We start from the raw sequence: 20905 nt of genomic DNA, 5'->3' as shown, positions 1-20905 counted from the left end.
AGTATCCCCTCATATTGTACGGCATTATGGCACGTTTTGTATCATGACCGCAGTCACACTTTGACATTAACGTGGCTTGCGTTCGGGGAATTTTCCCTTTATCACGCCGTCATAAAATCGGCCTTTTGACACCACCTGTAAAAAGTCACGAAAAATACGCGGTGGAACCCCGGTATATTGCAACGGCGGCTGGTGATAAAAACAGATTTCCAGCGTGGCGGAGGCGTCATCATAGGCGACAGAGATAATTCGGGAAGATTTTACCGGGTGATGATGCATGATGGACGTCCTCGGGCAGGCACTGACTGAGCACGACTATATCACTAAGCGGACGGCTATTTTAAGCTGTGGGATATATTGTTTTGTTTTAGCTGCTGCGATGCAGAGAGAGAGAAAGCCCGCCGGAACCGGCGGGCTGGCGCATCAGAACTGGTAAACCAGGCCCAGCGCGACGATGTTGTCGGTAGAAATACCGTTGTCTTTGTAGAAGCTGTCGTTGTCATCCAGCAGGTTGATTTTGTAATCAACGTAGGTGGACATATTACGGTTGAAGTAATAGGTGGCGCCGACGTCCATATATTTGACCAGATCTTTATCGGCGTAGCTGCCGGTATTATAGAGATCTTTGCCTTTGGACTGCAGGTAGGAGATAGCCGGACGCAGACCGAAGTCGAACTGATACTGAGCAGTGACTTCGAAGTTTTGCGTCTTGTTGGCCACGCCGTCATTGCCGTACGGGGTCATGTTGCGGGTTTCAGAGTACATGGTCGCCAGGTAGATATCGTTGGCGTCGTACTTCAGACCGGCAGTCCAGGCTTCGGCTTTATCGCCGCGGGCGTTGGTCTGGGTCATCTGGTCGTTGGTACGGTCAGAAGAGGTATAGGCCGCAGCCGCGCTGATGCCCATGCCGAAGTTATAGGAGGTGGAGAGACCGAAACCGTCGCCGTTGTCAAAGCGAACATCGCTGTCGCTGCTGCGGTTGTTGGTGCCGACGTTGATATCCTGGGCGTTCTGGCCTTCGTTTTTACCCTGATACTGCAGGGCGAAGTTCAGACCATCCACCAGACCGAAGAAATCGCTGTTGCGGTAGGTCGCGACGCCGTTGGCGCGGCCTGCCATAAAGTTATCCGCATAGGTGTAAGAGTCGCCGCCAAACTCCGGCAGCATATCGGTCCAGCCTTCGACGTCGTACAGCACGCCGTAGTTACGACCGTAGTCGAAAGAACCGTAATCGCCCACTTTGATACCGGCGAAGGCCAGACGGGTCCACGCCTGATCGCCGGCGCTTTCGGTATTGTTGGCCTGAACGTTGTATTCCCACTGGCCGTAACCGGTGAGCATATCGTTGATCTGGGTTTCGCCTTTAAAGCCAAAGCGAACGTAAGTTTGGTCGCCGTCTTTTTTCGAGTCGCTGGAGAAATAGTGCAGACCGTCTACCTTGCCATAGACATCTAATTTATTTCCGTCTTTATTATAAATTTCCGCCGCGTGCGCAGCGCCAGCGGCTAATAAAGCCGGAATAACGAGGGCCAGTACTTTTCTTTTCATGAAGAAATTCCTTTAACTGTTTTTATGTTCTAGCTTCCGGGAAGGAAGTGAACTCATGCTAAAGGAGCGGTCTGAGATATGGTAAGACTCAATTGTTACGATATAAGTAAAATCTAAATAAAATACTTCTGAAGTAATGGTGATAATTATGGTGAATATATCTACAAATAATATACAAAATAAAAATTATACATATTCAGTTTGATCGCGTATTATTCGGGCGTTATATGCCTTTATTGTCATGCCAAGCATTTTTATTTGCCGTCTCATTCTGCGGAATGATTTTGTTTATCGGTAAAACGACAAGCCCGAACTTTATGTTCGGGCTTTTTTTATGGCTGCGGGAGGGAAAATAACCTTAGCTCTCGCTCGGTGATTTCTCCGCTTTGCCCGCCAGCTGGGCGAGGAAGTCGTAGCGCTTCTGCAGGTCGGCGGCCGCGTCTTTCCACAGTTGCTCCGCCACTTCCGGCTGCTGCGCATTCAGGCGACGGAAGCGTTGCTCATTGAGCAGCGTCTCAGCCAGGGCATCTGACGGTGGGCGGGAGTCCAGCGCCAGTGGGATCTTGCCTTCTTCCGCCCGACGCGGGTCGAAGCGGTAGAGCGGCCAGAAGCCGGTAGCGGTCAGCTGACGCATCTGATCGTGGCTGAGCGCCAGATCGTAGCCATGCTCTTCGCAAGGACTGTAGGCGATGATCAGCGATGGCCCCGGATAGGCTTCCGCTTCCTGAATCGCTTTCACCGTCTGGTTCAGCTGCGCGCCCAGCGATATCTGCGCCACATAGACATGACCGTACATCATCATGCTGACGCCAAGATCTTTGCGCGCCTTGCGTTTACCGTGCTCGCCAAACTTAGTGACCGCCCCCAGCGGGGTGGCTTTTGACGCCTGGCCGCCGGTGTTGGAGTAACACTGGGTATCCAGCACCAGAATGTTGACATTTTCCGTCAGGCTCAGCACATGGTCCAGACCGCCGAAGCCGATATCGTAGGCCCAGCCGTCGCCGCCGATCAGCCAGACGGATTTCTCCACCAGCGCGTCGGCATCGGTCAGCAGCTCTTCAGCGCCTTGCACGCCGGCCAGCACCTGACGCAGGGCCGCCACCTGTTCGCGGCGCGCTTCCGGCGTCGCCTCGGCATGCAGCGCCGCGTTCAGCTCTGTCGGCAGCTGGTCGGCGAATTCGCTCAGCAGGCGCATCACGCGCTGGCGATGCTGGTCGACGGTTAAGCGGAAGCCGAGCCCGAATTCAGCGTTATCCTCAAACAGCGAGTTGGCCCACGCCGGGCCGCGGCCGTTGGCGTCGGTCGTGTACGGGGTCGAGGGCAGGTTGCCGCCGTAAATGGATGAGCAGCCGGTGGCATTGGCAATCAGCATCCGGTCGCCATACAGCTGGGTCAGCAGTTTGATATACGGCGTTTCGCCACAGCCGGAGCAGGCGCCGGAGTATTCAAACAGCGGGCTGATCAGCTGCGAAGTGCGGATATCAATACGCTCCAGTTTGCTGCGGTCGATTTCCGGCAGGTTGAGGAAGTAATCGTAATTCACTTTCTCCTCTTCCACATGCTCCAGGCGCGACATCATATTGATGGCCTTGATCTCCGGGTTCTGGCGATCTTTTGCCGGGCACACTTCCACGCACAGGTTGCAGCCGGTGCAGTCTTCCGGGGCGACCTGCAGAACGTATTTCTGCCCGCGCATATCGCGGGATTTAACGTCCAGCGAGTGCAGACTGGCAGGGGCGTTCTCCATGTCCTCCGGCGCGACCACTTTGGCGCGGATTGCCGAGTGCGGGCAGGCGGCAACGCAGTGGTTACACTGGGTGCAAAGCGCTTCCTTCCAGATCGGGATCTCTTCGGCGATGTTGCGTTTCTCCCAGCGGGTGGTGCCCATGGGCCAGGTGCCGTCCGGCGGCAGGGCGGAGACCGGCAGCGCATCGCCGAGGCCGGCCAGCATGGCGGCGGTGACCGTTTTGACGAAATCCGGCGCGGCGTCGGAGACCACCGGCGGGCGGTTCGGACTGCTGGCATTCACCGGCTGCAGCGGCACTTCCGCCAGGGACTCGCGGGCCAGGGCCAGCGCCTGCCAGTTACGTTCCACCAGCTCCTGACCTTTGCTGCTGTAGCTTTTGGCGATGGCCGCCTGCAGTTCCGCCAGCGCGCTGTCGCCAGGCAGGATGTGAGTCAGATGGAAGAAGGCCATCTGCATCACGGTATTAATGCGCGCCCCGAGGCTACATTCGCGGGCGATCTTCGCCGCGTTGACCACGTAAAAACGCGCTTTTTTCTGATTCAGGGTGGCCTGCACTTCCTGCGGCAGGCGGGACCAGACTTCATCGGCGCTGTACGGCGTGTTGAGCAGGAAAATGCCGCCGGGCTTCAGCCGCTCGGCCATCTGGTATTTATCGATAAACTGCAGCTGGTGGCAGCCAACGAAATCGGCCTGCGAAATCAGATATGAAGAACGAATCGGCTTTTCGCTGACCCGCAGATGGGAGACGGTCAGGCCGCCCGCCTTCTTCGAGTCATAGACAAAGTACCCCTGGGAGAACCACGGGGTGGAGTTGCCGATGATTTTGATATTGTTTTTGGTGGCCGACACGCTGCCGTCGCTGCCGAGGCCGTAGAACAGCGCTTCGAGCTTGGCCTCTGCCGGCAGGGTATTTTCGCCCAGCGGTAGCGACAGGTTGGTCACGTCGTCATAGATGCCGACGGTAAAGCGCGGCTTCGGCTGGGCGGCCTGCAGCTCATGGAATATCGCCAGCACGCATTCCGGACCGAACTCCTTGGAAGAGAGACCGTAGCGGCCGCCGATGGTCCGCGGCAGCGTCTCGCGCTCGCCGCGGTTAAAGGCTTCCGCCAGGGCGGTCATCACGTCGAGATACAGCGGCTCCGCGTGCGCGCCAGGTTCTTTGGTGCGATCCAGCACCGCCACCGCCCGGGCGCTCTCCGGCAGCGCTGCCAGCAGGTGGGCGGCGGAGAACGGACGATAGAGGCGGACCTTCAGTACGCCGACTTTCTCGCCGCGGCTCAGCAGCTCATCGACCACCTCTTCGCAGGTGCCGATGGCCGAGCCCATAATGACGATGACGCGCTCCGCCTGCGGATGGCCGTAAAACTCAAACGGTTTGTACTGGCGGCCGGTGGCGGCGGCGAAGTCGTCCATCGCTTTCTCGACATGATCATAAACCGCGTCGTACCACGGGTTGGTGGCCTCCCGCGACTGGAAGTAGGTGTCAGGGTTGGCCGAGGTCCCGCGGATCACCGGGTGTTCCGGATTGAGCGCGCGCTGGCGATGCTCAGCGATTTTTTCCTGCGGCAGCAGGGCGCGAATCGTGTCATCCGCCAGCGGGGCGATTTTGTTGATTTCGTGCGAGGTGCGGAAACCATCAAAGAAATGAATAAACGGCACCCGGCTTTGCAGAGTGGCGATATGCGAGATCAGCGCGAAATCCTGCGCTTCCTGAACGCTGCTGGCGCACAGCATGGCGCACCCGGTCTGGCGGACCGCCATCACATCGGAATGGTCGCCGAAGATCGACAGCGCGTGGGTGGCGACGGTGCGGGCGGCGACGTGCAGGACAAACGGCATCAGCTGGCCGGCCAGTTTGTACAGCGTGGGGATCATCAGCAGCAGGCCCTGCGATGAGGTAAAGGAGGTGGAGAGGGCGCCGGTCTGCAGCGCGCCATGTACGGCGCCAATGGCGCCTGCCTCCGACTGCATTTCGACCACGCGTGGCACATCGCCCCAGACGTTTTTCAGCCCATTGCCGGCCCAGGCGTCGGCCTGTTCCGCCATCGTTGAACTGGGCGTGATCGGGTAGATGGCGATAACTTCACTGGTGCGAAACGCGACGGAAGCGACCGCGCCATTACCATCAATAGTAATCATAGGAAGACACCCTTACATTGCGCAAAAGAATGGACGCGTAAAACCGCGACGCGCCCTGTAATTATATAAGAGGTAGTTTAGCAAACCGTTGATGCCGCCATTTTTGCATTTGTGTCCTCAATGCGGCGGCCACCCGTGACCAGATCAATATTTTGCGCGGTTCGCGGAGAAAGTGGCTTTCCAGGGCGTGAAGGCCAGCGATTGTCCGGTGGCGAACCCGGGGGAGATCAACCTTTAGGCAGAAATTTGCTAGAAAATGTTAATGAGACGCATAAATACGTACTTCCCCTCTCGACGCCGCGCGCCACGCTGCCTATTATTCTTGGGTTTGCTTTTTAAGACGTTTCCGAGGGGAGAGAAAATGCGAGCTGCGATATTAGTGGGATGTGCGGCGCTGTTGCTGTCGGCGTGCAGTAGTGAACCCGTTCAGCAGGCCACGGCGGCGCACGTCACGCCAGGAATGCGGGCGGCGATGAGCGACGCCGGTCAGGCCAACTGCGCCATGATAGGCGGCTCGTTATCGGTAGCTCGTCAGCTCGATGGTTCGGCGATCGGCATGTGCGCGTTGCCGAACGGTAAACGCTGCAGCGAGCAGGCGCTGGCGGGCGGAAGCTGCGGCTATTAATGGCAGCCCCGCAGCGGGTTCACCACGCCGGCTAGTGCATCAGGTCGGCGAGTTTATAGACCAGCGTCTGGTCGGCGGTCGCCAGCGTCAACTGGTTTTCCGTCAGATCGACCTGCGCGCCCTCGCGCAGCATCTTACCAATGGTCGCGTCAAGGGTATTGAGCTGGGCATCGTGGCACAGCATCCGGGTCATCGCCAGCGATTTAACCTTCAGCTCGCCGTCCGACACCTTACCTTCCCCGCTGAAGCCGTTGCACATATTGCCCGAAACATACATATTGCCCGTAATAGCCATCTTCTCGCCGAAGCTCAGCTCCAGCGGCCGGTCGCCCGCGTTCACCGCCTGGCCGTTGACGCTGGTCAACACGAAACGATGATGCTGTAGCTGTTCCGCGCCGGTGGACACCTTACTGTTATAGACACAGCCGGACAGCAGCAACCCTGCCGCCAGTAATGCCGCAAATTTGTTCATTTTTACTCCAAAACATTCACATTACTAATAAAACAAAGCCAGTGTAACGGTATCGCAGCGGGGATCTGTGGGGATTATCTGAATGTGCTCCCCCCGGGGAGAGGAGCACAAAAGGGAAAGGAATCAGACGATAGCGTTCGGGCAGGTTTCACCGTTGGCGACCTGCTGCAGATTGCCCAGGGTGGTCTCCGAAATGCTGATCAGCGCCTCGGCGGTGAGGAACGCCTGATGGCCGGTGAACAGCACGTTGTGGCAGGCGGAGAGGCGACGGAAGACGTCGTCCTGGATCACGTCGTTGGATTTGTCTTCGAAGAACAGATCGCGTTCGTTCTCATAAACGTCCAGCCCCAGCGCGCCGATTTTCTGGTGCTTCAGGGCATCGATGGCCGCCTGGGAATCGATCAGCGCGCCGCGGCTGGTGTTAATCACCATCACCCCGTCCTTCATCTGATCGAAGGCCTCGCGATTGAGCAGATGGTAGTTTTCGTCGGTGAGCGGGCAGTGCAGGGAGATCACGTCCGACTCCTTGTACAGCGTGGCCAGGTCAACATATTCCACCCCCAGCTCCAGCGCGGCGGCGCTTGGGTACGGATCAAAAGCCAGCAGACGCATGCCGAAGCCTTTAAGGATCCGTAGCATCGCCACGCCAATTTTCCCGGTGCCGATCACCCCGGCGGTTTTGCCGTACATGGTGAAACCGGTGAGGCCTTCGAGGGAGAAATTGGCATCACGGGTACGCTGGTAGGCGCGGTGGATGCGGCGGTTAAGCGACATCATCATGCCGATCGCATGTTCAGCGACCGCTTCCGGTGAGTAGGCCGGGACGCGCACGACGCGCAGGCCAAGCGCTTTCGCCGCCTCGAGGTCGACGTTGTTAAACCCGGCGCAGCGCAGGGCGATATACTTCACACCGTGAGCCTTCAGCTCCTCCAGCACCGGACCGCTGCCGTCGTCATTGACGAAGATGCATACCGCTTCGCAACCGTGGGCGGTTTTGGCGGTTTTCTCTGTCAGCAGGAAGTCGAAGAATTCCAGTTCAAAGCCGTAGGTATCATTAACGTGCTGCAGGTACTTTTTATCGTACTGCTTCGTACTGTAAACCGCGATTTTCATAAGACTTTTCTCCAGTGATTATAACGTCACGGTAGCATATTTAAAATAATCGTACAATTATTAAAAAATAGTTTAAATAGCAGGTGCTTATTCTAATTCTAGAGCATATCGCGGATTTGCGGAATCTCTTTGAAAGACAAAGTTTTTTCACCACAAACTCAGGCTTAAAGCGCCGGGGGAGAGCAGCAGAAACGGCCACAGCAGACCGGAGGTAACGTTAGCCAGCTGAAACGACCACAGCGGCAGGCCGCTGGCGCCGCTGACCAGGGGCAGGGTGGCGCGCAGGGGTGAGAGGAAGCGACTGAAAAAGACCGCCCACAGCCCGCGGCGCTGAAAAAAGAGTCGGCTGCGGGCCAGCCGCTCGGCGGTCAGCCAGCGCAACTGCGTGAGGCGGTGACGATAGCGAACGCCTAACCACCACGAGAGCCAGAATCCGCCGATGGCGCCGAGGCTGGCGCTGGACCACATTAACAGGAAATGACCGAGGCTGGCGGACGCGAATGTCCCCAGCAGCAGCAGGCCGGAGGTGCCCGGGATCGCCAGCGACACCAGCGCGCAGGATTTAGTGAAAGTGAGCAGGAAAACCATCAGTAATACCAATGGATAGTGGCCCTGTGCGCTCTCAATGAGCGAGATAATTAACGACACTGTCTCTCCCGCAAGCAAAACCGAACTGGCTGGAGTGTGGCAGGTAGCGCTTAAACAAAAGCTAAATAGTGACGAGCGATCGCCGCGCCGCGATACCGGCTGGCAACTATGCTTTAACAGGTCGCAAACTTTCACTCACTGGTCGAACGTGTCACAATGGGCGCCTTTCGGCTTTTACTTATGTTGAATCAGGATATTAACTGCCCATGAAGGGTAAATATAAAGCCGCCATCGCACTGGTGTTAGCGCTGGTGTTACTGCCGCTAACCCTGCTGTTGACGCTGACCCACTGGGTGCCGACGCTGGCGGGCATCTGGCTGCCCGTGGGGACTCATATCGCTTTGCAGGAGAGCCCGCGTCTTACGCGCTCCGCCCTGCTGATCCCCGATCTGCGCTATCTGGTGGGCGACTGTGAACTCGCCCGGGTGACCGATGCCCGTCTCTCGCGCCCCAGCCGCTGGCGGCTGCATATTGGCCAGCTGGAGATCAACAGCGCCTGCCTGAGCAAACTGCCGGCCAGCGATCCCGCGCCGGGGTCGCCGCGCACCCTCGCCGAATGGCAATCAATGCTGCCCTACAGCTGGTTAACCATTGAGAACCTGCGGCTGTCGCCGTGGGAAAAATGGCAGGGGCGGCTGGTGATGTCCTTGACGCCTGCGCAGCAGGATATCGGCTTCGCCGGGAACGATTTGAGCCTGCAGGCGCGCCTGCGCGGCCAGGCGCTCACTGTCAGCCAGTTCAGCGCCCGGCTGACTGACGATCAGCCGCCGGTGAAGCTGGTGGGGACCTTCCATCTGCCGCTGGTGCCGGATGGCCTGCCGGTCGATGGCCAGATGCAGGGTACCTTCGAATTTCCGCAGACCGCAGAATGGATCGATGCCGAGCTGGCGTGGCAGCATAATCGCGGCCAGCTGCTGGTCACCCCGCGCGGCGAGGTGGAGCCCATTCTCGACCTGCCGTGGGAGATCACCCCGGAACGGATCACCATCAGCGACGGACGCTGGCGCACCCGCTACCAGGCGTATCCGCTGAGCGGCCGAGTGGCGCTGTCGGTCGGTAACTGGCAGCAGGGCACGGAACAGATGATCGTCAGCGGCCGCTTAAATGTGCTCACCGAGGGGCATGCCGGCAAAGGCAACGCGGTGCTGAATATCGGCCCGGGCAAGTTAAGCATGGATAACAGCGACCTGCCGCTGCGGCTCACCGGCGAGGCCAAGCTGGGAGAGATGATCTTTTACGCCGCGCTGCCGGCCCAGCTCAGCGGGTCGCTGGTCAGCCCGCAGCTGGCGTTTCACCCCGGGGCGCTACTGCGTTCGCGCGGGCGGGTGATCGACGCGCTGAACATTGACGAAATCCGCTGGCCGCTGGCCGGGGTGAAGGTCACCCAGCAGGGCGTCGATGGCCGCCTGCAGGCGATCCTCCGCGCCCATGAGCAGCAGATGGGCGACTTTACGTTGCACCTGGACGGCCTGGCGAACGATTTTCTGCCCGACAGCGGCCGCTGGCAGTGGCGCTACTGGGGCGAGGGGCATTTCACGCCAATGCAGGCGCGCTGGGATGTGAAGGGCAGCGGTGAGTGGCGGGACAATGCCATTTCGCTGAGCAGCCTCTCCACTGGCTTCGATAAGCTCGAGTACGGCACGATGCGGGTCAGCACGCCGCGTCTGACCCTCGAGCAGCCGATTCGCTGGCTGCGCGACGCTGAGCATCCGCGGCTGACCGGCGCGCTGTCGCTGGATGCGGCAAAAACCACCTTCTCCGGCGGCAGCTATCTCCCGGCGTCGACGCTGAAATTCGCTCTCGACGGCCGGGACCCGACGTGGTTCCAGTTCACCGGCGCGCTGCACGCCGATACCATTGGCCCGGTGCGGTTGACCGGGCGCTGGGATGGCGAACGGCTGCGCGGCCAGGCCTGGTGGCCTAAACAGTCGCTGACGGTATTCCAGCCGCTGGTGCCGCCGGACTGGAAGATGAACCTGCGCGAAGGCAGTCTCTATGCGCAGGTGGCCTTCTCGGCGGCAGCCGGGCAGGGATTTGAGGCGGGCGGTCATGGCGTCCTGAAGGGCGGCAGCGCCTGGATGCCGGATAACCAGATCAATGGCGTCGACTTCGTTCTGCCGTTCCGCTTCAGCGATGGCCACTGGCAGCTGGGCACCCGCCGTCCGGTCTCCCTGCGCATTGGCGAAATCGTCAACCAGGTCACCGCGCGCAACCTGACGGCGGACCTGCAGGGCACCTGGCCATGGAGCGAGGCCAATCCGCTGCAGCTTAGCGACGTCAGCGTCGACCTGTTAGGCGGCAAGCTGACCCTGCTGCAGCTGCGCATGCCGCAGCGCGACCCGGCGCTGATCCGTCTGCAGCACATCTCCAGCAGCGAACTGACCAGCGCGGTCAAGGTGAAGCAGTTCGCCATGTCCGGGGCGGTGAGCGGCGCGCTGCCGCTGTGGCTGGAGAACAATCAATGGATTATCCACGACGGCTGGTTGCGCAATGACGGACCGATGACGCTGCGGCTCGATAAAGACACCGCCGATGCGCTGGTGGCGGACAACGTCTCCGCCGGGGCGGCGATCAACTGGCTGCGCTATATGGAGATCTCCCGTTCATCGACGCAGATTAACCTCAACAATCTGGGCGTGCTGACGCTTAAGGCCGCCATCAACGGCACCAGCCGGGTGGACGGGAAAAGCAGTACCGTGCATTTAAACTACGCTCATGAGGAGAATATTTTCGATCTGTGGCGCAGTTTACGCTTCGGCGACAATTTACAGGCGTGGCTTGAGCAAAATGCCACGCTGCCCGTGCGGCGCTGTACGGACGGTAAGACATGTAAGGAACCTAAATGAAGAAGCTGTTACTGGCCATAGTGGCGTCGATGCTGCTCGCCGGCTGTACGCCGCGTATCGAAATTGCGGCGTCGAAAGAGCCCATCACCATCAATATGAATGTCAAAATTGAGCATGAGATCCATATCAAGGTCGATAAGGATGTGGAAAACCTGCTGAAATCCCGCAGCGATTTGTTCTGAGGCGACGATGAGAAAACGACTGTTAACCGCGGCGCTGGCGCTGACTCTGCTCAGCGCGCCCGCGCTGGCGTTGACCCTGAACGAAGCGCGCCAGCAGGGGCGGGTGGGAGAGACGCTGAACGGCTATCTGGCGCCGCTGCGTCAGGATAAAGAGACGCTGGCGCTGGTGAAGCAGATTAACGCCGCGCGCAGTGAAAGCTACCAGCAGCTGGCGGATGACAACAATCTGCCGGTGGATGAGGTAGCGAAAATGGCCGGACAGAAGCTGGTGGCCCGCGCTCAGCCCGGCGAGTACGTTCAGGGGCTGAACGGCCAATGGCTGCGCAAATAGTTAGCGGCAGCGCTTGCGGTATTCGCCCGGCGAGACGCCGAAGCGCTGCTTAAAGGCGGTGGAGAAATGGCTGTGGTCGCTGAAGCCCCAGCGGTAGCCGATCCCCGCCAGCTTTTCGTCGTCATGGACGTTCTGTAACGCCCGGGCGCACAGATCCAGCCGCCGGTTCTTAATATACTGCGCCACTACCAGCCCTTTGTCGGCAAACAGCCGGTAGAGGCTGCGCACCGACATTCCCGTCTCGCTGGCCAGCCACTCCGGCCGCAGGTGTTCCGACTGAATGGACGCATCGATTAACGCAATGATCTTCTGAAACTGCTGGTCCCGCCGGGACGGGGTCGGCTCGCGCTGGCGCAGCATCGGACGCAACAGGCAGGCGATCGCGTCCAGCGCCGCCTCACTCTCGCTGGCGGAGAGCGTCGTGCCGCCCATACTCTCCAGCAGCAGTCGCTGACTGAGCTGCACCATCGGCAGAGACTTGTCCAGCCGGCAGGCGGTGGCGATCTCGCCCGTCGGCGCCACCCGCTGGCGCGGCAGCAACAGCGAAGCCTGACGCGAGGTCTGCTGCCAGACGATAGAGCACGGGCGGGCGGCGTCGATCAGCGTGATATCCCCCGCCGCCAGGGTCACCTGGCGATCGTCCTGTTCGATCACTGCTTCGCCGGCGAGCTGAAACACAGTATAGAACCAGGCGTCGTTATCGCGTTTGATCTCATTGCGCGTGCGGTAGAGATTGACGCCGGCGGCGGTGACCGTGCTGACTTTGAGACTGCCGGCGTAGCGGGCGTCAATCTCACCGTGAAAGCGTCCCTCCAGCGGCCGGGCGGCGAAATGGCCGCAGACCTGATTGATCGTCGCCAGCCAGCGCTGGTAGGCCAGCCCCCCCTCAGCCGTGGTCATCATTCGCCGTTCTCCTGTAATAATAATGTTTCTGCATTGTTGCATTTATGCCGCCTCAGGCAAGGGCGCGATGGCGGGTATATGAAAGAACTATTACCTGCGGCACATTTCTGTCAGGGCAGGCGACGGAATTGCGGCGACTGTCACAGCGGCGCAAACGAATGTCACAGAGAAAAAAGCGCCAGCCGCCAACCGGACATAGACTGAAAGCACTATCCGCGAAGAATAAGGAAAGGGTATGTCCACCTCTCAGATAGCGCTGCTTGCCAGCGTCCAGCAGTTTTTAGACCGTCAGCATGGCCTGTATATCGACGGCGCTCCCTGCGCCGCGCAGAGCGAAAACCGGTTAACCGTCTGGGATCCGGCCACCGGGCAGGCGATCGCCACCACCGCCGACGCCAGCCCGGCGGATGTCGACCGGGCGGTGATGTCCGCCTGGCGCGCCTTCGTCGATCGCCGCTGGGCCGGTCGCACCCCGGCCGACCGTGAGCGCATCCTGCTGCGCTTTGCCGATCTGGTGGAGGCGCACGGCGAGGAGCTGGCGCAGCTGGAGACCCTTGAGCAGGGTAAATCCATCGCCATCTCCCGCGCCTTCGAGGTCGGCTGCACCCTGAACTGGATGCGCTACACGGCGGGGCTGACCACCAAAATCAGCGGCCGGACGCTGGACGTCTCGATCCCGTTCCCGCAAGGGGCCCGTTACCAGGCGTGGACCAAAAAAGAGCCGGTGGGGGTCGTGGCGGGCATCGTCCCGTGGAATTTCCCGCTGATGATCGGCATGTGGAAGGTGATGCCGGCGCTGGCGGCGGGCTGCTCGATCGTCATCAAACCCTCGGAAACCACCCCGCTGACCCTGCTGCGGGTGGCGGAGCTGGCGACCCAGGCGGGCATTCCTGACGGGGTGTTCAACGTGGTCACCGGCAGCGGCGCCGGCTGCGGCGCGGCGCTGACCTCGCATCCGCAGGTGGCGAAGGTGAGCTTTACCGGCTCGACGGCCACCGGGAAACAGATTGCGCGGGTGGCCGCCGACCGACTGACCCGCGTGACGCTGGAGCTGGGCGGCAAGAACCCGGCGATTGTGCTCAAAGACGCCGATCCCCAGTGGGTCATTGAGGGGCTGATGACCGGCAGCTTCCTCAACCAGGGACAGGTCTGCGCCGCCAGTTCGCGGATCTACATTGAAGCGCCGCTGTTTGACACCCTGGTCAGCGGTTTCGAGCAGGCGGTGAAATCGCTGCAGGTGGGACCGGGGATGCAGGAGACGGCGCAGATCAACCCGGTGGTCTCCCGGGCCCACTGCGACAAGGTGGCGGCCTACCTCGAAGAGGCCCGCCAGCAGAAGGCGGAGCTTATCAGCGGCAGCGCCGGGCCGGATGCCGGGGGGTACTATATTCCGCCGACGCTGGTGGTCAACCCGGACGCCGGGCTGCGCCTTACCCGCGAGGAGGTGTTTGGCCCGGTGGTGAACCTGGTGCGGGTGGCTGACGGCGAGGAGGCGCTGCGCCTGGCCAACGACAGCGATTTCGGCCTGACCGCCAGCGTCTGGACCCGCGACCTGACCCAGGCTCTCAACTATACCGACCGCCTGCAGGCCGGGACGGTATGGGTCAACAGCCATACCCTGATTGACGCCAACCTGCCGTTCGGCGGCATGAAGCAGTCCGGTACCGGTCGCGATTTCGGCCCGGACTGGCTCGACGGCTGGTGCGAAACCAAATCGGTCTGCGTGCGTTACTAGCCCTCCGTCGGGGAAGGCGCATCGCTTTTCCCGACATCCCGCTTGCCGACCTCCGCGCTTTCTCGCTACTGTGGAGGGCAATCTTTGCCCGCGCAGGGCGGTGAATGATGAGGAGGTCTTCGGCATGACAGCATTTCCTGAGGTTGCACTAATTGGTCCCGGCGCCATCGGCACGACTATCGCCGCCGCCCTGTTTGCGGTGGGGAGGGCGCCGATGGTTTGCGGGCGCACAGCCCATTCGTCGCTGGTGCTGCGCACTGATGAGGGTGAGATCGTGGTGCCCGGCCCGGTGCTTACCGACCCGACGGCGATAGCCGCCCCCTTCGACCTGGTGTTTGTCGCGGTGAAGACCACCCAGACGGAGGCCATCGCCCCCTGGCTGACGGCCCTGTGTTCGCCGGACACCGTGGTATGCGTGCTGCAAAACGGCGTCGAGCAGCGCCAGCAGTTTGCCCCTTTGACCGGCGGCGCGACGGTGCTGCCGTCGGTGGTCTGGTTTCCGGCGCAGCGCGACGCCGATGCTTCCGTCTGGCTGCGCGCCGCGCCGCGACTGACGCTGCCGGACCTGCCGGGGGCGGAGCGGGTGCAGCAGGCGCTGGCGGGAACCCGCTGCGCGGTGGAGCTGGCGGCCGATTTTACCACCGTGGCCTGGCGTAAACTGCTGCAGAACGCCGTCGCCGGACTGATGGTGCTGACCGGACGACGCGCCGGGATGTTCGCCCGGGAGGAGATCACCGCTCTCGGACTGGCCTATTTGCGCGAATGCCTGCAGGTGGCGCGGGCGGAAGGGGCCGTCCTGAGCGACAGCGTGCCGGAGGAGATCATCGCCGGTTTTCATCGGGCGCCTGCCGACCTGAGCACCTCTATTCTGATCGATCGCCTGCATGGCCGACCGCTGGAGTGGGATATTCGTAACGGGGTGGTGCAGCGTCGCGGGCGTCAGCACGGCATACCGACGCCGCTCAGCGATATCATCGTGCCGCTGCTGGCGGCGGCCAGCGATGGCCCGGGCTGACCCGGGCTGGCGCGGGGTTAGTCCACCAGGGAGGGATCGAGGTCGATCATCAACTGCTTCATCTCGGCAAAGTGCTGCCGGGAGAAATCGGCAATCTTCTCCCAGTCCTGGGCGGTTTTTTCCGCCACCGCGTCTGACAGCACCTTCAGCGGCTGGCCGGTTGACCAGGCGGTGATCAGGATCTGACAGGCGCGCTCCAGGGTCCAGATATCGTCGAACGCTTCGCCGATGGTCGGGGCGGTCACCAGCACCCCGTGGTTGCCCATCAGCAGACGGCGTTTATCCGCCAGCAGCCCCGCCAGCCGGGCCCCTTCTGCCGCGGTGTCCGCCATCCCGCCGTACAGCGTATCGACGGCGACCCGGTTAAAATAGCGGGCCGTGTTCTGGTCGATGGGCAGGATCTGCGGCGTCGCCAGACAGGCGAGGCTGGTGGTGTACACCGGGTGCAGATGCAGCACCACCCGCACGTCCGGCAGCCGCTGATGGATCTGCCCGTGAATAGCCCACGCGGTGGCATCGACGTCAGGGCGCGCGGCGCAGCTTTCATCATCGGCGTTCAGCACCAGCAGATCGCTGGCGCGGATGCGCGAAAAGTGTTTCCACTTCGGGTTCAGTAAAAACGTCTTCCCGTCGGCGGAGAGCGCGGCGCTGAAATGGTTGGCCACCGCCTCATGCATGCCAAGATGGGCAATGATGCGAAAGGTGGCCGCCAGGTCGATGCGGATCTGCTCTTCATCGGTATCGCGCATGGGCATTACTCCGCTTTTGGCATCAGGGTCTGCAGATCCTCTGCCGTCGGCGCCTGGAAGTGATATTTCTTCAGCAGGGCGGCGTATTCCGGCGTCGTGCTGTATTTTTTCAGCGCCTCTTCAAGGGCGGTTTTCACCTCAGTGTTGCCTTTTTTAACGCCAAAGCCGTTCAGCACCGGATAGATCAGGGTGTCAGAGGCGATCACCACCCGGTCGCCCAGCTTTTCCACCACCCCGCGCGCCACGGCGGCGTCGGTGATCTGCGCATCCACTGCGCGCGACAGCAGCGCCTGGGTGGTCTGCGGGTCGGTGGTATAGACGCTCAGCGCAATCGGCTTCAGCCCCTTCTTCACGCAGTAGTCGGCGGAAAGCTTCTGCAACTGCGCCAGCCACGAGGTGGCGCCCATCGAGCCGATTTTATGCCCGCAGAAGTCTTCCGGGGTCTTTGGCTGATAGTCGCTCCCTTTACGGGCGAGGATCGCTTCCCCGCTTTTCAGGTACGGCACCATGTCGATCACCTTCAGGCGCTCGGCGGTAATGTACATCGACGAGTTGGTGATATCGAAGCGCCCGCCCTGCAGTCCGGGGATCAGGTTGGGGAAGCGGGTATCGATATTCACCGCCTCGCGGCCCATGCTCTTCGCAAGGCCGTCGAGCAGTTCAATATCAAACCCCGCCGGCTTATTGTTCTCCATATACTCGTAAGGGAAAAAGGTCATGTCCGAACCGGCGGTGATCTTGCCGCTTTGCTGGAAGGCCAGCGCGTTCAGGGATGTCAGAGCCCCCGCTGCGCAGAGCAGCAGAGCCAGCGGGCGTGGTGCGAAAAAGCGTGTCATAAAACCTCCGGAGTGTGGGCGAATTACATGCTGGCGCGATCGGCACCGGCCTGCTGAACAAAAAACGAAGCGCCGCGCGGCTTCTGCGGCAGACGAAGCTGGTTATCGGTGCTGCGCACCAGACCGCTCTCTTCCCCGGCCACCAGCTGGCCGGCATGGCGGCTCGGCAGCGGGTTTTCGCCGAAGGGCAGCGCATCTTCGGCGGCGTAGACGCTGATGAACAGGGTGCGCGGCAGGGCGGTTTCGTTGGGGCTGGAGGCGTGCAGCAGGCGGGTATGCATAAAGCAGACTGAGCCCGCCGGGCCAAAACAGGCCTGCGGCTGCTGGCAGTGAGCCGTCACCACCTCGTCATCCACCGCTCCGGTGAAGCGCCCCTCCTGCCAGTGGGACCACAGCGGCCCCTGATGGCTGCCCGGCACCACGTTGAGCGGGCCATTCTCCGGCGTCACCTCGCTGACCATCAGCAGGGCGGTGATGATGTCGTCATTGCTGTGCGGGGTGAAGAGGAAATCCTGATGCCATTTCACCTCGGTGGCGGTGTGCGGCAGCTTGGAGTTAATTTTGCTGTGGTGAAAGCGGGTGCCGCTGCCGCCGATCAGCTGCGCGGCGATGGTCGCCATCCGCGAGTTGAGTGCAGTATGGCGATACGCCTCGGAGATCTCCGTCGGGGAGGCGACCCGGCGCAGCGACGGATGGTCGGGAGCATGGTCGCGCTCAATATCGAAGCGCGGCCGCCCGTCGAGGGTTTCCCCCCACGCCGACGCGTGGCGGCGGCTCTCCTCGACCCAGCCGTCAAAATCGCTCTGCAGAGTGGCGATGTCGGCGGCGGAAAGCACCCCTTCGACCACCAGATAACCCTGCTGATGAAACTGCTCAATTTGCCACTGCGCAATCATAGTTTTTCCTCTTCACGTCCCGATAGTTAAGCCAGAGAAACATCTTTCAGAAAGGCCTCGACCCGCGGGTGTTGCCCGCTGCGCATCGCCTGCGGCGTGTCATCGCACACCACCCGGCCTTTCTCCATAAACACGATCCGGTCAGACACTTTGAAGGCGAAGTTCATCTCGTGGGTGACGATGACCATCGTGATGCCTTCATGGGCCAGGGATTCGATAACCTGCAACACCTCATTCACTTTTTCCGGATCCAGCGCCGAGGTGGGCTCATCGAACAGCATGATCTGCGGACGCATCATCAGGGCGCGGGCGATTGCCACCCGCTGCTGCTGACCGCCGGAGAGCTGGTGCGGATACTTCCAGGCGTGTTCCAGCATGCCCACCTTGTGCAGCAGCTCGCAGGCGTGCTGGCGCAGCTCCGCGTCGCTTGCCAGATGGTGATAGCGCGGGGCCAGCAGCAGATTGCCGAACACGGTCAGATGCGGGAACAGGTTGAAGCTCTGGAACACCATGCCGATATTCAGACGGTGTTCGGCATTCTCCATAAAGCGCGGCTTCTGTTGCCCCTGGCGGTCGAGATGAATAAAGGGCTGGCCGTTAATCTGAATTTCGCCGTTGTCGATCTGCTCAAGACCGTTCAGCAGGCGAATGAGGGTGGTTTTTCCCGAGCCCGACGGGCCGATGACCGACACCACTTCGCCTGGCTGGATCTGCAGGCTCACCGCCCCCAGCACTTCGACGTTGTTGTAGGCCTTATGCAGCTTAGAGGCCTGCAGCGCCGGCTCATGGCCCTGGGAGACGCTGCGCGCCATCGCCGGGCGGCGGGCGGTCGCCAACTGCTGCATCTCGGCATCCACCGGCCGGGCGGTGTCGCGTCGGGTGACATCGAGGTAGTTCTCCAGCCGTTTCAGCAGAAAATCGAACACCGTGACGATAAAGATGTAATAAAACGCCACGGCGGTCATGGTCTCCATGACCAGAAAGTTCTGCGAGTAGAGCTGCTGGCCGACCATCAATATTTCGGTCAGGGAGATCACCGACACCAGCGAACTGAGCTTCACGATGGCGATATACTCATTGGCCAGCGCCGGCAGGGCGACGCGCAACGCCTGGGGAATGATCACCCGCCACTGGATCCCGGCGTAGCGCAAACCCAGGGCCCGCGCGGCTTCACTCTGCCCGCGGGGGATGGAAAGCAGCCCGCCGCGATGGATCTCGGCGATATAGGCCGCTTCGCTGAGGACCATCGCCAGCAGGCCGGCCCAGAAGGGGTCGTTCAGCACCGGCGCGAAGGAGGGCAGCGCCTGCGGCATGTTGTAGACAAAAATCAGCAGGACCAGCAGCGGCATACTGCGAAATAACCAGATATACAGCCGGGCAGGGGTGGATAACCAGCCGCGCGGCGACTGTTTAGCCAGCGCCAGAATAAATCCGAGCACAATACTGCAGCCCCAGGTCAGCAGACTTAATTTAATGACGGTCCAGGTGGCCCACCAAAAATCGGCATCGCTGAGCAGGCTTAACATGTAGTTCCAGTTAAACGTCATGGGCTATTTCACTCGTCATAATTAACCTAAATGAAAGCGGCTCGGCTGTGCATTAATGGGGAGCCGCCGGTGTTCATCGTGCGAATACACTATGCTGGCAGGATGCTTTCAGAGGCAATTAGTAAATTTTTGGTCTTTAAGTTTAAAAAAACTATACAGCGTTATTAACGATATGGAATTTAAAGTGATTATTAGGATACTTTGCGTAAACAATTTAAAAACAATAGCTGTAATTTAATAACGCCATTTTATGCAGACAGGTTATTTTGCGCGAAACTGGGGCGACCGCTGCCTGCTCAATGTGCAGCGTGATGCATGATGGTGCAAACGGAGAAATAAACCGCGCCGGCGCGGGAGGAGAAAAAATAATATCGCCCCCTGGCGGGCAATGCGCCGCCATTCTTCGCGGGTGGCACGCGGATTGCTTGGGACTTAGAGGAAAACTATTCCCCGCGTGCGCCGGACCATATTTTATCAATGGTGATGCTATGAACCGATTTACCCTGAAGCAGCTCAAATATTTCGTCACCGTGGTGGAGACGGAGAGTATCGCCGAGGCCTCCCGCCAGCTGCACATTGCGCAGCCGTCGATTTCCATTGCCATTAAGAATCTGGAGAGCACCTTCGACCAGCAGCTGTTTATTCGCCACCACGCGCAGGGCGTCTCGCTCACCTCCAGCGGTCGGCGGATCTACGATAAAGCGAAGGAGCTGCTGCGCCTGTCGTGGGAATTTGAGCAGAATTCGCGAGCGGATAAGGAGCTGGTTTCTGGCATGATCTCCATTGGTTGCTTTGAGTCGGTGGCCCCGCTGTATATGCCGAAGCTGGTGGCCGGGTTTAAGAAATGCTATCCGGAAATTACGCTGCATCTGTATGACGGCGAACAGCATGAGCTGATGCATGGCCTGCACCGTGGCCGCTTCGACCTGGCGCTGGTCTACGATCTGGAGCTCGGCCACTCGATCATTAAAGAGCGGCTTAATGCTCCGCATAAACCCTACGCGCTGCTGCCCGCCGCGCATCCGCTGGCGCAAAAGGCGCAGGTGACGCTGCAGGAGCTGAGTCGCGAGCCGATGATCCTCCTCGATGCGGTCCCGAGTAAAAATTATTTCATCTCCATCTTTAAGGAAAAGGGCTATCACCCGGAAGTGGCTTACAGCTCCCCCTCTATCGAAATGGTGCGCTGTATGGTCGGCCAGGGGCTCGGTTTTTCGGTGCTGGTCACCCGGCCCTGCTGCGATATGACCTACGATGGCGAAAGGGTGGTGCAGCGGGATATTGCCGACGACATGCCCGCCTCAACCTTAATTATGGCGCACCTCGCTAATAATGAGCCGACGCGGCCGACGCAACTGTTTATGGATTATTGTCGCAGTATCGAATTAACCCCCTCTCACGGCTGAAATAATGCCTGTCGATCCGGCAGGCGTTATTTTTTCTGTCATCACTCAGCCTCGTAAAATTCTATTCAGTCGATCGTTTTATAATATTTTACCAATTCGTCACAGTTAAATAACCTGAAAGCCGTCAATTCCGGCGACCTCGTCGGCAACTGTGCTTGAAGGATAGAGAA

18 protein-coding genes are annotated in these 20905 nt (G+C 60.2%); 7 read left to right on the top strand and 11 right to left on the bottom strand.

Going from position 1 to position 20905, the window contains the following annotated elements:
* Positions 1-66 precede the first annotated feature (66 nt).
* The 3 genes from LGM20_RS14185 to nifJ form a co-directional block, all read right to left on the bottom strand.
* A complete protein-coding gene (locus tag LGM20_RS14185; RefSeq protein ID WP_023289427.1) occupies positions 67-279 on the bottom strand; it encodes a KTSC domain-containing protein in 213 nt (70 codons plus the stop codon).
* Between the two features lie 144 nt (positions 280-423).
* Positions 424-1548, bottom strand: coding sequence for a porin OmpK37 (gene ompK37, locus LGM20_RS14180; RefSeq protein WP_044522574.1), 1125 nt, complete (start codon positions 1546-1548; stop codon positions 424-426).
* A 358-nt stretch (positions 1549-1906) separates the two neighbouring features.
* A complete protein-coding gene (gene nifJ, locus LGM20_RS14175; protein ID WP_044522576.1) occupies positions 1907-5434 on the bottom strand; it encodes a pyruvate:ferredoxin (flavodoxin) oxidoreductase in 3528 nt (1175 codons plus the stop codon).
* Positions 5435-5795: 361 nt separating this feature from the next.
* Here nifJ and LGM20_RS14170 point away from each other — a divergent pair, with 361 nt between their 5' ends.
* On the top strand, positions 5796-6059 hold the full coding sequence (locus LGM20_RS14170) for a putative hemolysin (RefSeq protein WP_008805145.1): 264 nt from the start codon (positions 5796-5798) through the stop codon (positions 6057-6059).
* A gap of 31 nt (positions 6060-6090) precedes the next feature.
* Here LGM20_RS14170 and hslJ read toward each other — a convergent pair whose 3' ends face one another.
* The 3 genes from hslJ to LGM20_RS14155 form a co-directional block, all read right to left on the bottom strand.
* Entirely contained in the window at positions 6091-6531 is a 441-nt protein-coding gene (gene hslJ, locus LGM20_RS14165) for a heat shock protein HslJ (RefSeq protein WP_004204013.1), read from the bottom strand.
* Positions 6532-6654: 123 nt separating this feature from the next.
* Entirely contained in the window at positions 6655-7644 is a 990-nt protein-coding gene (locus LGM20_RS14160) for a 2-hydroxyacid dehydrogenase (RefSeq protein WP_044522578.1), read from the bottom strand.
* 147 nt (positions 7645-7791) lie between these two features.
* Positions 7792-8292: a DedA family protein gene (locus tag LGM20_RS14155; protein ID WP_023289432.1), complete on the bottom strand. Its 501-nt coding sequence runs from the start codon at positions 8290-8292 to the stop codon at positions 7792-7794.
* A 206-nt stretch (positions 8293-8498) separates the two neighbouring features.
* Between LGM20_RS14155 and LGM20_RS14150 the strand changes: the two genes are divergently transcribed.
* From LGM20_RS14150 to LGM20_RS14140, 3 genes are read left to right on the top strand one after another with little or no spacing between them, the layout of a single operon-like run.
* Positions 8499-11138 carry a YdbH family protein gene (locus LGM20_RS14150; protein WP_044522581.1) on the top strand — a complete coding sequence of 880 codons (2640 nt, stop codon included), beginning with the start codon at positions 8499-8501 and terminating at the stop codon, positions 11136-11138.
* On the top strand, positions 11135-11320 hold the full coding sequence (locus LGM20_RS14145; RefSeq protein ID WP_004204017.1) for a YnbE family lipoprotein: 186 nt from the start codon (positions 11135-11137) through the stop codon (positions 11318-11320). Before LGM20_RS14150 ends, LGM20_RS14145 begins: the two co-directional genes overlap by 4 nt.
* A 7-nt stretch (positions 11321-11327) precedes the next feature.
* Positions 11328-11651 (top strand): YdbL family probable chaperone protein, encoded by a 324-nt coding sequence (locus LGM20_RS14140; RefSeq protein ID WP_023289434.1) that lies wholly within the window; start codon positions 11328-11330, stop codon positions 11649-11651.
* On the opposite strand, the gene feaR is transcribed toward LGM20_RS14140, so the two are convergent.
* Complete coding sequence (gene feaR / locus LGM20_RS14135) at positions 11652-12554, bottom strand: transcriptional regulator FeaR (RefSeq protein ID WP_044522582.1); 903 nt, start codon at positions 12552-12554, stop codon at positions 11652-11654.
* A 235-nt stretch (positions 12555-12789) separates the two neighbouring features.
* Between feaR and LGM20_RS14130 the strand changes: the two genes are divergently transcribed.
* Both LGM20_RS14130 and LGM20_RS14125 read left to right on the top strand, forming a co-directional pair.
* Positions 12790-14289, top strand: coding sequence for an aldehyde dehydrogenase family protein (locus LGM20_RS14130; RefSeq protein WP_023289436.1), 1500 nt, complete (start codon positions 12790-12792; stop codon positions 14287-14289).
* Positions 14290-14413: 124 nt separating this feature from the next.
* Positions 14414-15304 (top strand): oxidoreductase, encoded by an 891-nt coding sequence (locus tag LGM20_RS14125; RefSeq protein ID WP_044522583.1) that lies wholly within the window; start codon positions 14414-14416, stop codon positions 15302-15304.
* A 17-nt stretch (positions 15305-15321) separates the two neighbouring features.
* Here the strand turns inward: LGM20_RS14125 and LGM20_RS14120 are convergent, their stop codons facing one another.
* The 4 genes from LGM20_RS14120 to LGM20_RS14105 are packed head-to-tail and all read right to left on the bottom strand — an operon-like array spanning position 15322 to position 19332.
* On the bottom strand, positions 15322-16053 hold the full coding sequence (locus LGM20_RS14120) for a class II aldolase and adducin N-terminal domain-containing protein (protein ID WP_032452631.1): 732 nt from the start codon (positions 16051-16053) through the stop codon (positions 15322-15324).
* A gap of 5 nt (positions 16054-16058) precedes the next feature.
* The gene (locus tag LGM20_RS14115) at positions 16059-16889 is read right to left on the bottom strand and encodes an ABC transporter substrate-binding protein (protein WP_023289439.1); all 831 of its coding nucleotides are present in this window, start codon (positions 16887-16889) and stop codon (positions 16059-16061) included.
* Between the two features lie 23 nt (positions 16890-16912).
* A complete protein-coding gene (locus LGM20_RS14110; protein WP_044522589.1) occupies positions 16913-17785 on the bottom strand; it encodes a phytanoyl-CoA dioxygenase family protein in 873 nt (290 codons plus the stop codon).
* Positions 17786-17811: 26 nt separating this feature from the next.
* Positions 17812-19332: an amino acid ABC transporter permease/ATP-binding protein gene (locus LGM20_RS14105; RefSeq protein ID WP_023289441.1), complete on the bottom strand. Its 1521-nt coding sequence runs from the start codon at positions 19330-19332 to the stop codon at positions 17812-17814.
* A 488-nt stretch (positions 19333-19820) separates the two neighbouring features.
* Here LGM20_RS14105 and LGM20_RS14100 point away from each other — a divergent pair, with 488 nt between their 5' ends.
* Positions 19821-20735 (top strand): LysR substrate-binding domain-containing protein, encoded by a 915-nt coding sequence (locus tag LGM20_RS14100; RefSeq protein WP_044522602.1) that lies wholly within the window; start codon positions 19821-19823, stop codon positions 20733-20735.
* Positions 20736-20905: the final 170 nt, after the last annotated feature.

The sequence above is a fragment of the Klebsiella quasipneumoniae subsp. quasipneumoniae genome (genome assembly GCF_020525925.1).
Taxonomy (GTDB): Bacteria; Pseudomonadota; Gammaproteobacteria; order Enterobacterales; family Enterobacteriaceae; genus Klebsiella; species Klebsiella quasipneumoniae.
This window is presented reverse-complemented; position numbering and strand designations above follow the sequence as displayed.